Source organism: Thermostichus sp. MS-CIW-37, assembly GCF_054060065.1.
In genome coordinates, this window is record NZ_JBSSCV010000018.1 from 14,792 (window position 1) to 29,317 (window position 14,526).

At 60.1% G+C, this 14,526-nt stretch carries 14 protein-coding genes and 1 other annotated feature; of the genes, 3 read left to right on the forward strand and 11 right to left on the reverse strand.

All coding sequences use genetic code 11. The features are described from left to right. Positions 1–21: 21 nt before the first annotated feature. The 6 genes from ACVWYZ_RS09265 to ACVWYZ_RS09290 form a co-directional block, all read right to left on the reverse strand. On the reverse strand, positions 22–753 hold the full coding sequence (locus ACVWYZ_RS09265; RefSeq protein WP_457466874.1) for an alpha/beta hydrolase-fold protein: 732 nt from the start codon (positions 751–753) through the stop codon (positions 22–24). Positions 754–881: 128 nt separating this feature from the next. After that, entirely contained in the window at positions 882–1,535 is a 654-nt protein-coding gene (locus ACVWYZ_RS09270) for an LON peptidase substrate-binding domain-containing protein (protein WP_414355826.1), read from the reverse strand. Positions 1,536–1,663: 128 nt separating this feature from the next. After that, a complete protein-coding gene (locus ACVWYZ_RS09275) occupies positions 1,664–3,205 on the reverse strand; it encodes a UDP-N-acetylmuramoyl-L-alanyl-D-glutamate--2,6-diaminopimelate ligase (protein ID WP_457466875.1) in 1,542 nt (513 codons plus the stop codon). A gap of 60 nt (positions 3,206–3,265) precedes the next feature. Then, on the reverse strand, positions 3,266–5,029 hold the full coding sequence (locus ACVWYZ_RS09280; RefSeq protein ID WP_457466876.1) for an ABC transporter ATP-binding protein: 1,764 nt from the start codon (positions 5,027–5,029) through the stop codon (positions 3,266–3,268). A gap of 59 nt (positions 5,030–5,088) precedes the next feature. Further along, a complete protein-coding gene (locus ACVWYZ_RS09285; RefSeq protein ID WP_457466877.1) occupies positions 5,089–6,267 on the reverse strand; it encodes a 1-deoxy-D-xylulose-5-phosphate reductoisomerase in 1,179 nt (392 codons plus the stop codon). Between the two features lie 498 nt (positions 6,268–6,765). Then, positions 6,766–7,065: a nucleotide-binding protein gene (locus ACVWYZ_RS09290; protein ID WP_414417191.1), complete on the reverse strand. Its 300-nt coding sequence runs from the start codon at positions 7,063–7,065 to the stop codon at positions 6,766–6,768. Positions 7,066–7,259: 194 nt separating this feature from the next. On the opposite strand from ACVWYZ_RS09290, the gene ACVWYZ_RS09295 reads away from it, so the two are divergent. After that, complete coding sequence (locus ACVWYZ_RS09295) at positions 7,260–8,546, forward strand: trypsin-like serine protease (RefSeq protein WP_457466878.1); 1,287 nt, start codon at positions 7,260–7,262, stop codon at positions 8,544–8,546. 354 nt (positions 8,547–8,900) lie between these two features. After that, positions 8,901–9,086, forward strand: a complete 186-nt coding sequence (gene rpsU, locus ACVWYZ_RS09300; RefSeq protein ID WP_011432857.1) for a 30S ribosomal protein S21 — start codon at positions 8,901–8,903, stop codon at positions 9,084–9,086. 69 nt (positions 9,087–9,155) lie between these two features. On the opposite strand, the gene ACVWYZ_RS09305 is transcribed toward rpsU, so the two are convergent. Further along, complete coding sequence (locus ACVWYZ_RS09305) at positions 9,156–10,415, reverse strand: TonB family protein (RefSeq protein ID WP_457466879.1); 1,260 nt, start codon at positions 10,413–10,415, stop codon at positions 9,156–9,158. A gap of 373 nt (positions 10,416–10,788) precedes the next feature. Between ACVWYZ_RS09305 and ACVWYZ_RS09310 the strand changes: the two genes are divergently transcribed. Beyond that, on the forward strand, positions 10,789–11,817 hold the full coding sequence (locus ACVWYZ_RS09310) for an aromatic ring-hydroxylating dioxygenase subunit alpha (RefSeq protein ID WP_457466880.1): 1,029 nt from the start codon (positions 10,789–10,791) through the stop codon (positions 11,815–11,817). A gap of 128 nt (positions 11,818–11,945) precedes the next feature. Here ACVWYZ_RS09310 and rplL read toward each other — a convergent pair whose 3' ends face one another. From rplL to rplK, 4 genes are all read right to left on the reverse strand, one after another. Continuing rightward, positions 11,946–12,356, reverse strand: coding sequence for a 50S ribosomal protein L7/L12 (gene rplL / locus ACVWYZ_RS09315; protein WP_414342772.1), 411 nt, complete (start codon positions 12,354–12,356; stop codon positions 11,946–11,948). Between the two features lie 65 nt (positions 12,357–12,421). Next, a complete protein-coding gene (gene rplJ, locus ACVWYZ_RS09320) occupies positions 12,422–12,985 on the reverse strand; it encodes a 50S ribosomal protein L10 (protein WP_414408259.1) in 564 nt (187 codons plus the stop codon). 59 nt (positions 12,986–13,044) lie between these two features. Beyond that, positions 13,045–13,204 (reverse strand) — a sequence feature (ribosomal protein L10 leader region). A gap of 78 nt (positions 13,205–13,282) precedes the next feature. Further along, positions 13,283–13,993 (reverse strand): 50S ribosomal protein L1, encoded by a 711-nt coding sequence (gene rplA, locus ACVWYZ_RS09325; RefSeq protein ID WP_011432850.1) that lies wholly within the window; start codon positions 13,991–13,993, stop codon positions 13,283–13,285. Positions 13,994–14,092: 99 nt separating this feature from the next. Next, positions 14,093–14,518: a 50S ribosomal protein L11 gene (gene rplK, locus ACVWYZ_RS09330; protein ID WP_011432849.1), complete on the reverse strand. Its 426-nt coding sequence runs from the start codon at positions 14,516–14,518 to the stop codon at positions 14,093–14,095. Positions 14,519–14,526 lie beyond the last annotated feature (8 nt).

The window sequence follows — 14,526 nt, forward strand, 5'->3', positions numbered from 1 at the left end:
AGCTATTCCCTGCAAGGGATCCTACGCGAAGGCGCGGATTTGCGCTTGCCAAGTGGGCCAGTCGTGATCCCCCTCCCATACCTCCAGTTGATGGGGGATGTTGTTGCGGCTAAGCACTTCCGCCAGACGCAGGTTGTCGCTGAGGCAGTGGTCGTGGCGAGCGGTGAGCAGCTTCAGCTCGGTGTTGCGCCCGCCCAAGTGATCCCAGAGTTGCCGGCTCATGTTGGACATATAGGCCAGCGGGTTGATGAAATACAGCTCCTGCTCTGCCCGTTGGGGATCCCAGCCGGTGATGGAGCCGAGAGCCGCCACATCGTAGGGCCCCCCCAGGGCCAAGCAACGGCGCACCAAGCCGGGGTGCCGACAGGTGAGGTTGACCGCATGGGTAGCCCCCAGGGAAAAACCGGCCACTACCAAAAACTCATTTTGCGCTTCCGCTTTGGCATAGGGGATCAGCTCTTCTACCCAGTGCTGCTCCAACAACAGCCAACGATCCCGACGTTGGGGCAAGTCCAGCTCGCGGTTGAAAAAGGTCTCCCAATCCAGGGTTTCCACGCAAAAAGCCTGCAAATAGCCCTGTTCCAGATGATGGCTGAGGCTGGCGATAATGCCGCGATCTTCCAAGTCGAAAAAACGCCCGTTGCTGGTGGGCAGACAGATCAGCGGGTAGCCGTGATGCCCGAAGTGGAGCATCTCCATTTCCCGGCCCAGGATCTGAGAGGGAAAGCGCAAGTAGCGGCGAGGGTAGGGCATGAAAAATGGGAAGGTATACCCAACTTTCTCTTCTGCAGGGAGCCGAGAAGGCCGAATTGTCCCCTCTGGAAGAACCCACAAGAGCTACCCGAACAGATGGGAGCAAATCTGATCGGTTAACGGGAACCTCAGGAAATTTCCGTGAACAGATCCTTGAGGGCTGTGCGGGCGGCCAAGTGCTTGCGGGTGGACTCAAGAATTTCGGCTTCCCGGCGCAGCCGGCTTTCGGTACTGACCATTTCCAGCAGAGCTTGCTGCTCTTGGGGGGCTCCATGAAAGTGGCTGGCCACCCAGTAGGACAATTCTATGGGAGTGGTGGGGAGCTGCTCCGGCAACTCTGCATCCCGCTCCATCAGCTTGCCCGAGAGACGCACCACATCCTGAAGGAGAGTGGTAACCTGGCGCACCCAGCCCTGCAGGTCATCGGAAGGGGTGGTCGGCTCATCCTCAATCCATTCCACCAGCCCCACCCGGAAGGGTTTTTCCCGCACGTAATCCAAGACGCGGAAGCGCTGCTGCCCCAAGGTCAAAATGTCCATACGGTCATCCGGCAAGCGCTGCACCTGCAACACCTCAGCACAACACCCTACCCGCACTGGGGATCCCGTCTGGGGATTGAACATCAGCACCCCAAAGCGGCGATCCGTCTCCAGGATGGTGTTGATCATCATGCGGTAGCGGTACTCGAATATGTGCAGCGGCAGAGGGCGGCCCGGAAACAGTACCACCTCCGGCAAGGGAAACAGGGGTAGCTCGCGAACATCCACGGAAGAAGAAGGCATAGGGCTTGTGCTTCTCGTTGTACTGAGTCTAGCCCATCTTTAGGTAGCCCATGTGGGCAACTGTAAGCCTTTTGACTTGCTGTTGGCAATCCTCACCCCCAGCCCCTCTTCCGAAGAGAGAGAGGAGTTTATCGGGAGGGGCTATGGCTGTTCAGGCGCAGGGCCAGGGCGGCACGGGCTTCTTCCCGGTCGTCGAAGTGAACCTTCTCGGTGCCCAGGATTTGGTAGTCTTCGTGGCCTTTGCCGGCGATCACCACTGTATCCCCTGGCCGCGCTTCGAGGATGGCCAGGCGAATGGCCTGCCGCCGATCCACCTCCACCGCCCTGGGGGATCCAGGGATCCCGGCCAGAATATCCCGCAGGATCTGCTGGGGATCTTCGGTGCGGGGGTTGTCGGAAGTAACAATCACCTGATCTGCCCAGGTGGCGGCAATGCGTCCCATCTGCGGTCGTTTGCCCCGATCCCGATCCCCCCCACAGCCAAAGACACAGATAAGCTGACCTTGCACCTGGGAGCGCAGGGCCTTGAGCAGGTTTTCCAGCCCGTCGGGGGTGTGGGCATAGTCCACAATCACCGCGATATCCTGCCCCGGCAGGGTCACCCGCTCCACCCGCCCCGGCACCCCTGGAAAATGGGGCAGAGCCGACTGGATGGTCTCCACCGGTATCCCCAAGTGCAGCGCCACCCCCACCGCCGCCAGCAAGTTGGCCAGGTTGAAGGATCCCACCAGGGGGGCCTCCACGGCAAACGTGCCCGCAGGGGTGTGCAGGGTCGCGCTCAGGCCGGTGGGGCGCAGTTGAACTTGGCCGGGCCAGAGGCCGGGGATCCCCTGCAGGGGCTGCAGAGAATAGGCCCAGGGATCCAAAGAGGGTTGGATGGCCTGCAAAAGCCGCCGTCCCCCGGCATCGTCGGCGTTGATCACCGCCCGCCCTTGGAGATATTCCTGTCGGAAGAGGGTGGCCTTGGCCTGCCAGTAGTTCTCCAGCGTCTGGTGAAAGTCCAGGTGATCCTGGGTGAGGTTGGTCCAGACGGCAGCGGCAAAGGAACACCCCCACACCCGATCTTGAGCGAGAGCATGGGAGCTCACCTCCATCACCGCCACCTCCGCCCCGGCTCTCTGGGCTTCCCTGAGGCTGCGCTGCAGTTCAGGCGGAAAAAGGGTGGTGTGGGGAGCAACTTCGCTGTGGCCCGGCCAGCGGTTGTACAGAGTGCCCAGCAAAGCGGTGGAGCGACCGGCAGCCTGCACCAAATGTTCAATGAGATGGGTGGTGGTGGTTTTGCCGTTGGTGCCCGTTACCCCCACCAAGGTCAGTTGACGGGCGGGAAAACCATAGAAAGCCGCCGCCACCTGGGCCACGGCCTTGGGGAGAGCCTCGCGCGGCATAAGCAGGATAGGCTGCTGCAACAGCAACTCCTGAGAAGACAAGCTCTCCCACGCCTCCTGGGAGATCAGGGCGGCCACCGCCCCTGCCGCCAGGGCCTGGGCCACGAAGCAACCCCCATCCACGCGGGATCCCGGCATCCCCAGAAAGAGATCCCCGGCCTGCACCTGGCGGGAGTCGGCACACAGGCCCCAGACCTGCACCCCCTCCAAGGATCCCTGGGCCAATCGGGGCTGGATCCCGGCTTGGTGGAGCAATTTGGACAAAGTGATCCCAGCAGTTTCCATCGTTGCCACTCCCCACAGCTTTGCCGGTTAGGGTAGCGGCCAGGGATTGCCGCCGTCAAATTAGGCCAGGGCTTCCTCCAGCTTTTGCTTGGCCCACAGAGAAGCGTAGAGGCCCTTCTCGTCCGCCAGCAATTCGGCATGGGATCCCTTCTGCACGAGGCGGCCCCTGTCCATCACCCAAATCTGATCGGCTTCCACCGCAGCCGTAAGGCGATGGGTGATGAGAATCACCGTTTTCTGGGCCGTGACCCGACGCAGATGGCGAAGAATGGCCTGAGCCGTCTGATTGTCCACGCTGGAGAGAGAGTCATCCAGGATCAAGATGGGAGCATCCACCAGCAAAGCCCGGGCCAAGGCCACCCGCTGTCGCTGGCCACCGGAGAGGGTAATGCCCCGCTCTCCCACCAGAGTGTCGTAGCCCTTGGGAAAGTTGAGGATCTCGGCGTGGATGTGGGCGGCTTTGGCAGCCCATTCCACCTCCCAATCTTCGGCATCCGGCTTGCCGTAGCGAATGTTATCCCGGACCGTGGCGCTGAACAGGAAGCTCTCCTGGGGCACATAGGCAATGGCCCGCCGCAGGGATCCCAGTTGCAGACGGGTGATATCCCGCCCATCCAAAAACAGTTGCCCCGGCTGGATCTCCAGCAGCCGAGGAAGGGCATTGGCCAGAGTGGACTTGCCCGCCCCAATCGGCCCCACCACCGCCACCATCTGGCCCGGTTCTATGCAAAAGTGCAAATCCTCTAGAGCCGGAGCTGCCGCAGGGCCGGCGAAGGCAAACGCGAGACCTCTGGCCTCGAGGCGACCCTGCACCCTCTCCAGAGGCAACGGCAAAGCGCCTGGGGCGTCTCGGATGGTGGGTTCTACCCCCAACAGAGCATCGATCCGCTCCAAGCTGACCTGCCCCCGCTGGTAGGCCGTGATGGTGAAGCCCAGCAGGGCGGTGGGAAATACCAACCGTTCCACGTAGAGGGTGAGGGCCGAAAAATCCCCGATGGTCAGCGTCCCTGCCGCAATCTGCGGCCCCCCCACCGCCAGCAGTAGCAACAAACTGAGGCTGACCAGCGCCACCAAAGAGGGGAAGAGCAAGTTGCGGGTGAGGGCTAAGCGTAAATTGGCCTGCAGCAGCCGCTGGTTCTGGCGGCGAAACCCCTGCTGCTCGTGCTGTTCTTGGCCGTATACCTTGATGACGGTGATGCCGTTCAGATCTTCTTGGATGAGATCGCTCAGATTTGCCAACTCCTGCTGCACCTGGAGCTGCTCCTGCTGCAGGCGGGCACTGCTCAGCTTGACCAAGACCAACATCACCGGAAACACCGATAGGGCCAGTGCGCTGAGGCGGGGCTCAATGCCAAACATGGCGGGCAAGGTGGTGGCATAGGCAAAGATCGTGTTGGCCAAACTGAGTAGGGCAAAGCCCAACAGGCGGCGGATGTTTTCCACATCGCTGGTGATGCGGGTGAGAATGTCCCCGATGGTCTGCTGGGCAAAGTAGGAAGGCTGCAGGGTGAGCAAATGCTCGAAGATGGCTTGCTTGAGGTGAAACTCCACCTGCCGTCCCACCCCAAACATCCACACCCGCGAGGCAATGCGAATGCCCATCATCAGGCTGGAGACGACCAGCACCGTCAAGGCGTAAAGGGCAATGCGCCGGGCCGACAAAGTGGCCAGGTTCTGGCTGAGGTCATCGATGACCAGCTTGACGTACCAGGGCAGGAACACCCCCAGGCCATTGACCAGGAGCAGGGATCCAATGCCCAACCCCACCTGTCGTCGATAGGGGCGCAGATAATGGGCCAATTGTCGGAGATGGGATCCGGTCACTCACTTGCTCCCTGCATCCTCTTCCACTCTAGCGTTCAGCCGGATCCCCCCGGTAGGGATCAGACCAGAACCTGAGCCGGGGCTTGCTGGGCCAGTTGCGCCGTTTCCCGCCGCGCCCAGGCATCCGCCTGCAAAATGTCCTCCAGGCTGGGATCGGCAATGACTTGATGCCGCTCACAAACCCGCTCCAAGAGACGGGGAATATCCAAAAAATGGATGCGCTCCTGCAAGAACAGGGCCACCGCCGCTTCGTTGGCCGCATTCAACACTGCCGGCAGCGTTCCCCCCCTCCGTCCAGCGGCATAGGCCAACTCCATGCAGGGGTACTTGCGGTGATCCGGAGCCTTAAAGGTGAGGGATCCCAGCTTGACCAAATCGAGGGGATCCCAGGGGGTGGCCAGGCGTTCCGGCCAACTGAGGCCGTAGAGGATGGGCAGGTGCATGTCCGGCCAGCCCAACTGGGCCAGAACCGAGGTATCGGCCAGCTCGATCAGGGAGTGGACAATGCTCTGCGGGTGGATGAGGATGTCGATGTGGTCGTAGTCCAGGCCGAAGAGCCAGTGGGCCTCGATCACCTCCAGGCCCTTGTTCATCAGGGTGGCCGAGTCGATGGTGATTTTGCGCCCCATCACCCAATTGGGATGCTTGAGGGCATCGGCCAGGGTGACCTGATCCAATTTTTCGGCAGGCCAATCCCGAAAGGCGCCACCCGAGGCAGTCAACAGGATTCTTCGCAGGGATCCCGCGGGCACCCCCTGTAAACACTGGAAAATGGCCGAATGCTCAGAGTCGATGGGGATCAGGTTCACCCCGTACTGCCGCACCAAGGGCAGCACCACCGGCCCCCCTGCCACCAGGGTTTCTTTGTTGGCCAGGGCAATGTCTTTGCCGGCACGGATGGCCGCCAGGGTTGGCAACAAACCGGCGCAGCCGACGATCCCCGTCACCACCCGCTGGGCCGCCGGGTGAGCCGCCACCTGACACAGCCCCTCCGTTCCGGCCACCAACTCCGGCAGCGGTCGGATCCCCGTCAGCAGCGACCGCAGCTCCGGCAGCAGTTCTTCCCGGCCAATGGCAACCATCTGGGGCCGAAACCGCCGCACCTGCTCGGCCAAGAGGGCGACGTTGCTGTAGCTGGTCAGGCCAACAACCTGAAAACGCTCTGGATACTGGGCCACCAAGTCCAGAGTTTGGGTGCCAATCGAGCCGGTGGAGCCGAGCAAGGTGATGGCTTGCATAAAGGATCCCTTTACCCCTGAAAGAGCGTGACATCCTCCCAACACAGACTTCCCCTCGCGCAGCGTGCCCAAAGGCTCCGTCCCGCTATTGCGAACGGCCCCACCTCGCGTTCGGGGATCCCTGCCTCACGCCCCTTCATCTTATTCCTATCTGGCTCTCAACTGGAATCTGTGGGCTCCCTCCGATCCCCGACAGCGGGATCCTATGCGGCTGTAGGGTCTGGCAATGCCCCTCTTCCCTGATGTTCAGACCTTTCCCGACTGAGAACGCAGCCACTGGCTGAGCAGCGTCTCGACTAACTCTGAGAGATCTTGATCCGACTCCAACAGAAGGCGCTTCACGGCTCGGTGGGTCTCTTTGGGGATTTGACATACTCCCCTGCCTAAAGACAGGGGATTCTGGTTCCTGGTTCTGCGACAGCACTTACCGTATTGGGTTGCCCCTCCACGACAGCGGTGCTCATCGCGGCAGCGGGCCGTAGGCCTTAGGGCGGGGCTTTAGACCCAGTTTTTTGGTAACTGTTCCGGGGTGGGACGGGCAGGGGTGTCAATCACCGTGTGCTGAAAGCCTGTGGGCGTGGGAGTGGTGGGATCCCCGGCCAATACCTTGATAGGAAAGGATGATCCCCGTTCTGCCCAGCGAGAGGCCGAGCGATTGGGATCGGCGTCGATCAACAGGGCCATCCCCGACCCACCCAAAGGGGCTGCCCCTTGTTTTTGCTGAAGGTAGAGGGCCAAATGCACCGCTGTAGTGGTTTTGCCCACGCCCCCTTTGAACCCCAAGACCGCGATATTCATCTGCCACACACCCTCCCACCCTGGTTTTACTGCCCAGGTGCACGGGCGGCAAGAGGCAAAAGTGGGCATTGGGGTCTTGGGGCAACTCGGGAGAGCCGGCCGCGGGGGGAAGCGTTCCCGGTTGCGCAATCCTTAGGCTTCGCTGGTAGGATATCCTTGGCTAGCACAACCGGCTGGCTTTGGAGAATCTGACCATGCCTCATCTCTCGCGATCCCATTCCCCCCTTGGCTTGGCTCGCTCTTGGTCTATTCCGCTGGGGTTGTGTCTGGCCCTGAGCATAAGCGCCTGTGGCGGCAGGGGTTCCAGTCGCCCGCTTCCCCCAGTCTCGGCCCCTCCCACAGGACGAATTGAGGGATCCCATTTCGACGATCTCAACGGCAATGGGCTGCGGGATCCGGGGGAGCCGGGGCTGCCGGGCATCGCCACCTTTTTGGACTTAAACGGCAATGGCCGCCTCGACCCGGGGGAGCCCAGCACCGTCAGCGACGGCGGCGGCAACTTCCGCTTCTCCAACTTGCCCCCTGGCACCTACCGCGTCACTGCCCTTTTGCCCCCGGGGCGAATCTTCACCACGCCGCGCTCAGGCTTGGGGCTGGAGCGGATTGTGGGCGGCAGACCTGCTCCCGAAGGGGCCTTTCCCTGGATGGTGGCTTTGCTGGACGCGGCTGAGCCAGATCCTTTTCAAGCGCTGTCTTGCGGCGGATCCCTGATCGCGCCGGAGTGGGTAGTTACCGCTGCCCACTGCTTTTTCGACGATCAAGGCAAGCAGGTAGTGAGTGCCCAAAATCTGGATCTGCTGTTGGGTACCAACCGCTTGCAAATCGGTGCCGGCCAACGCATTCGCGCCGCGCAAATTGTCCTCAACCCCAACTACGACCCCCTACGAGGGACAGAGGGGGGGAATGACATTGCCCTGGTGCGCCTCTCTCGGCCAGTGGACCTGCCTACCCTGCCGCTGGTGCAGCCCAACCAAACCAACCTGACTGCCCCTGGTACTCTCGCCACCATCCTTGGCTGGGGAGCCACCTTCCCCCTCCCCCTGGATCAAGAACCCAGCGGCTTTACCCGAGATTTGCAGCAGGCCACCGTTCCCATCGTCTCCAATGCGGTGTGCAACGCGCCCCAATCCTACAATGGCACCATTTTGGATACTATGCTCTGCGCCGGCTTTCCCCAGGGAGAAGTCGATACGTGTCGGGGCGATAGTGGTGGGCCTTTGATTGTGTCCAGTGGCACGGGTTTTGCCCTGGCCGGAATCACCAGTTTTGGCATCGGCTGCGCCCAGCCCAATTTCTATGGGGTGTATACGCGGGTGTCTAGCTTCGCCGGTTTTGTGCAATCGGTAATCGGCAGTGCCCCCAGCCCAACTCCAGCACCACCCTCCCCTCCACCCCCCACCGGGACAACTGCTTCATTCGTTGTCAATTTGAGGGAAGGTGAGGTGGTTGCGGGGCTTAACTTTGGCAGCCGGGCGCAGTGAACACGAACTGTGGCAGCAAGCAGTGGTGTGGCGATCGTTTAGCTAGGCCGCCGTTCGCGCTAGCGGGACGGAGTCCTTGAAGCCCCGCCCTCTGTCCGTAGGACGAGGGTCGGAATGAAAGGCGGACATCCCCTGTTCTATAATCAACCTGGCTGTGCAAAACGGCATTGCCGGAATCTGGTACAGCTACGCGGTGGGGCATCCCGTGTCTGCTCGTGGAGGGTTCTTGCACTAGCTCCCCAATGAAGCGAGAAGCCCGCTCCGTACCGCCAGCAGTCGGAGTCGGGAGTATGTCACGATAGGGATCCCTGTTGTAACCAAACCCATTTGATTGACGGAGGAGATGTCTTTCCTATGACCCAAGTGACGATTGGCGAAAACGAAGGGATCGAATCTGCGCTGCGTCGCTTCAAGCGTCAGGTTTCTAAGGCGGGCATTTTGCGGGACTTGCGCAACCATCGGCACTTTGAAACCAACCTAGAAAAGCGCAAGCGCAAAGCGGTGGCCGTCCGGCGCAACCGCCGCAAGTCCATGGCCTAGGCTACTGCCGACACTCGGAAATCTGAACCCCTCTGAACAGGGCTTGTGGCCTTGCCTGAGGTTCTGACGTTAGTTTCTCGGAATCTGGGTTGGGCCAGCCTGCAGGGATCCGCTCAACACGTCGATTTCCAGCATCAGTTCTTCGCCAACATAGCTCTCGGGCAAAGGAGCAAAGGGGGCTGAGCGCTGGATGGCACTGAGCACGGCTGCATCCAACAGGGGATCTTCTGAGGGGGTTTGCAGGCGCAGTTCCCGCAGGGATCCCTGTCGATCCAGACGCACCTGCACCACCGTTACGTAGGATCCGGATGCCCGCCGTACCATCCAGTGTTGGCGAACCCTTTCTTGGAATTGAGCCAAGTAGTCTCCCCAATCTGGATCGGCGACGGCATTGAGGCTGGGTGGGCCTGCCCGCGAGGACTCGATCCCACTGGTGCGACCAAGGCTGGAGCTGTGGGATCCGGTAGGAAAAGTCGGGGGCAAGGTGGGAGAAGGCTCTTCCAACGGGGCTGCGATCGGCTCTGGAGAGGGCAAAGTTGGATGCGGATCCGCTGGAGCCGACAGGTAGGGTTGTGGCAAAACCTCAGGAGAACTTGCTGCTCTTTCGGGTTGAGGCTTGAGGGATTGAGCAGGAGAGATCTGAGCCGATTTGGTCTCCACTGCTGCTGCCGAGGAGGTAGCCAGTAGGCTTTGCAGATGCTGACGATAGTCCTGCAGTTGCTGGCGCTGCAGAGAGGACAGAGGCCAGCGATCCAGCCATTCTTCCGTCAGATGTAGCGCCTCTGCCCAATTGTGATCGGCAACTGCCTGCTCCAGAGCTGCTAAACCCGCTGATAGATTTTCTAACCTGGCCTCTGGCTGCTGCTGAGGAGAGGCAGAGTTCCGGGCGGGCTGGGGCACCTCAAGCTCCCTTGTCGGCGGAGAAAGGATCTCAGGGACAGGACTCCCTGCGGCTGAGGCGAGCAGAGGCTGTGCCGCCGCAGAAGTGGCCTCTTCACTTGGGCTGGGCACTTGCGACTGCCGCACCGATACATCGTCCCAGGGTTCAGAGACACCGGACTCACGGGCGGAGACGGGCGCAATCCACTGCGGCTCCAGGGGCGGCTCATCCGCCATCTCCACCCACTGAAAGGAGATTATCTCCTCCTCCGGGATCCCAGGCCGCCAACCCATCCAGCTCATCGCCATGAAATGCAACGCGATGAAATGCAACCCTGCCGAGAGCACGTTGGCCAGCCCCAGGCGCCAAGGTAAGGAGCGGCGTTCCTGCTGTCGTTCTTGTTGAGAACGGCTGAGGCGGGGCTCTGGATCCACCTCTCCGTCTGTCAAGCAATTTGCCTGGCTCTCAGCAGCCGGTTCTGGTTTGGGGGAGGTGGACTCTGCAGTAGGTTGGGCCGGGATCCCTGCGCTACAAGGATCTCGAGCGGGGTTCAATTCGTTTTGCACCTTTCCACCTTTCCTCACAGCCACATGCCAACAGAAGCCCACCGACGCTTCTCTGCTTCCTTCGATCAATAGCCCATCCCCGGGCAGAGGGGTAGCCATCGATGCACAAACGCGCCCAGGGCAAAGCTGTGTTGGCTTATACGGACTTCTGCCATTTCAACGCCTATCTTTTTCACGGGGGGCGGTGCTTTGAGCCACCTAGGCTCACGAAAAGCCAGCTCATGATTCTCCGAACTAGAGCTTGTGGAGCGGGTTTATGCTTGTTACCCAGCAACCTGTCCTGAGGCGGTTTTGGTACCCCGTGATCCCGATGTCGGCCCTGGAAACCGGCCCACAAGCTTTCACGCTGCTGAAGACTCCTCTGGTGCTTTGGCTCAATGAGTCAGGGCAGCCTTGCGCCGTCTTGGATCGTTGCTGCCATCGCTCGGCCCAACTTTCCAAAGGGGTTGTTTGCAATGGCCACATCCGCTGCCCCTATCACGGCTGGGAATTTGACGGCTCTGGCACCTGTGTGAAGGTACCCCAACTTACAGACAACTTCATCCCTCGCACCTACAAGGTGGAGGGGTTTCGCTGCCAAGAGCGCTATGGCTATGTTTGGGTGGCATTGGCGGATCCCTTGACCGATATTCCCGAGATCTCAGAGGTGGCGGATCCCCGGTTTCGCCAAATTCATCAGTTCTATGAGGTCTGGAAATGTGCTGGCCTGCGCCTGATGGAAAACTCCTTTGACAATGCCCATCCCCACTTCGTCCATCAGCAGAGCTTTGGGGTGATCTCCGAGCCTGTACCCCCCGATCTGGACAGCCTTGAAGAGCTGGAGTACGGCCTTCGGGCCACCTCTGTTTTGCCGGTGTTCAACAGCGACCTGCAGAAGCAAAACTTGCGGATGTCGGAGGATCGCACCGTGCGTATCCTAGAGAGCACTTGGTTTATGCCCTTCAGTCGCAAGCTCAAGATCACCTATCCCAACGGCCTTGTCCACATCATTTTCACAGGGGCTGCCCCCATCGACGACCAAACCTCACAGGTGGTGCAATTCTGTTTGCGCAACGATTCAGAAGCAGAGGTGAGTGCTGAGAGTATCATCGCCTTCGATCGACAGGTAACCCTTGAGGATCAATGGGTTCTGGAAAGCACCGACTACGATGTTCCCCTCGATATCAAGGCGGAGCAGCACATGTTCACGGATAAACCCGGCATTGTCATGCGTCGCAAGCTGGCTGCCCTTTTGAAAGCCCACGGAGAGGTGGAAGTGCGACGCAGCAGGGGACAGGGATCCTGAACTCACGCCAATGGAAGCAGGCCGGGTGATCCCAAAAGAGGGGCCGAAGCAGCCCCCCTTCTTGGGTTTGAGTGTCTCGATTGGATTTCTCGTTAGACCAGAAAGAAGCGCTGTCCCCGTAACTTGAACTACTTGATCTTGACGGTAGCGCCGGCTTCTTCCAGCTTCTTCTTGATGTCGTTGGCTTCCTCTTTGGCAACCCCTTCTTTGACGGGTTTGGGAGCCGCCTCGACCAGATCTTTGGCATCCTTCAGACCCAAGCCGGTCAACTCGCGCACCACCTTGAGGATGGCGATCTTCTTGTCGGCTGGCACAGCCTCGAGGATGACATCAAAGGCAGTTTGCTCTTCCACCGGCTCAGGGGCTGCCGCCGGAGCTGCCGCCGCTGCTGCCACGGGAGCTGCCATAACCATACCGCCGGCTGGGGCTGCTGCACTGACGCCAAAGGTTTCTTCGATGGCTTTCACCAGCTCGGAAGCTTCCAGCAAGCTCAAAGCTTTCAAATCTTCCAAAATCTTTGCAACGCGCTCTGAAGGCATGATGGTTTCTCCTTAAGGGGTAATGGAATGGATGACATAGGTTTGGGCTGATGAACCGAAGCCCTTTAGGCAGCCTCTTTGTCGGCAATGGCCCGGATGGCCCGCCCCAGAGAAGCCGGGATCTCGCGGATACCGCGCGCCACTTGCGTGGGCACAGCATTGAGCCCGACCGCCAAGCCGGTACCCACCGACTTGAGGCTGCCCGCAACTTGGGCCATGAGCACCTCCTTGGGCGGCAGCTCGGCGATGGCTTTGGCCTGCTCCAAGGTCAGGGATAGCCCCTCAATGCCAGCACCGCGGAACTCGGTTTTCTTGGTTTGCTTGGCGAAATCTTGATACGCCTTCAGGGCTGCCGAAATGTCGCCCCGAATCAAGATAAAGGCCGTCGGCCCTGCCAAGAAGGGAGCGATCCCTGCCCAAGCTTTTTGGTCGGCGATGGCCCGCCGCATCAGGGTATTCTTAACAACCATGCAAACCGAATCCGATTTGCGCAGCTCTGCCCGCAGTTGATCCATCTCCGAAACGGTCAGCCCCTTGTAGTCGATCACCAGCACCATTTGGCTGGCTTGCAGCAGGGATCGGACTTCATTGACGATCTCTGCTTTCTTGGCTACAGGTTGCTTGCCCATGCGCTCACCTCCTTTGTTGTCAATGGTCACCCAGGGTTGAACGGGTGGTGAATCTGGGTTCTACCAAACAGAATGCGCCCCAGCCGTAGCCGAGACGCATTGAGATAAGCGCACCATCAAAAGCGATCCAAGAAGGGATCCCTTTGAACTTCGCTCAAACCTCGGCAGGAGATTAAGCCCGCGGGCACCTGCTGTCTTCGGCTTGCTATTCAACTGGGGAAAAACGCTCTGCCGGGATCCTCCTCCAAATTCACCCACTCAAACTCTTCTCAACCCATCGCGGCACCGAAGCAAGGCTTAAGTTGCCAACTTCAGCTCCCGCAGGGCATTGATATCAACCTCAATCGAGGGCCCCATTGTAGCAGAAACGTGTAGGGTTCGCCAATACTTGCCCTTGGCTCCAGAAGGACGGTTGCGATCGATGGACTCCTGCACCGCTTTTAGGTTCTCCAGCAGAGCTTCGACGGGGAACTTGCACTTGCCGAAGATCAAATGCACAATGCCGGTGCGATCTGCCCGATACTCCAGCTTGCCGGCTTTAAACTCTTTGATCGCCTGGGCCAGATCCATGGTTACCGTTCCCCCCTTGGGAGAAGGCATGAGGCCGCGCGGCCCCAACAGCCGCCCCAGCTTAGCCACCTGGGGCATCACATCGGGGGTGGCGATCAGAAGGTCAAAATCCATCATGCCCTTGCTGATTTCCTCGATCAGGTCTTCATATCCAACCCGATCCGCCCCTGCATTTTGGGCCTCCACCACTTTCTCGCCGCGGGCAATCACCGCCACTCGGATTTCTTGGCCGGTGCCCCTGGGCAAGACCACGGTGGTGCGCAGTTGTTGGTCGGCGTACTTGGGATCGATCCCCAGGCGGATGTGAACCTCTGCCGCCTCCTCAAATTTGGCGGTGGCCGTCTCCTTCATCAGGGCCAAAGCGGCTTCGGGAGCATAGGCAATGGGCTTCACCTTCTCCCGCAAAGCCTGCATACGTTTGGAAAGTTTTCGAGCCATCGTTTCTCCTCGGGGTACTGACGAGAACTTCTCTCCCCCACAGTGGTTTGCTGAAACAACTTCAAGACCGTGAACACCTCAGATAGGGCAAGGGATCCCTCAATCCACCACCGTCACCCCCATGCTGCGGGCAGTTCCGGCGATAATTTTCATGGCCGCCTCCACATCGTGGGCATTCAAATCCGGCAGCTTCTGCTCGGCGATCTGGCGCAGTTGAGCCCGCGTCAGGGATCCCACCTTGGTTTTGTGGGGCTCGCTGGAGCCAGACTCAATGCCCAGAGCCTTCTTGATCAACACCGAAGCCGGTGGCGTCTTGAGGACGAAGGTAAAGCTGCGATCCTCGAAGATGGAGATCTCAACCGGTACCACCATTCCGGCTTGGTCTGCCGTCTTGGCGTTGTATTCCTTGCAAAAGGCCATGATGTTGACCCCGTGTTGACCCAAGGCTGGGCCAATGGGGGGAGCGGGGGTGGCCTTGCCCGCTTGAATGGCCAACTTGACCACGGCCACCAACTTCTTAGCCATGAAACGCG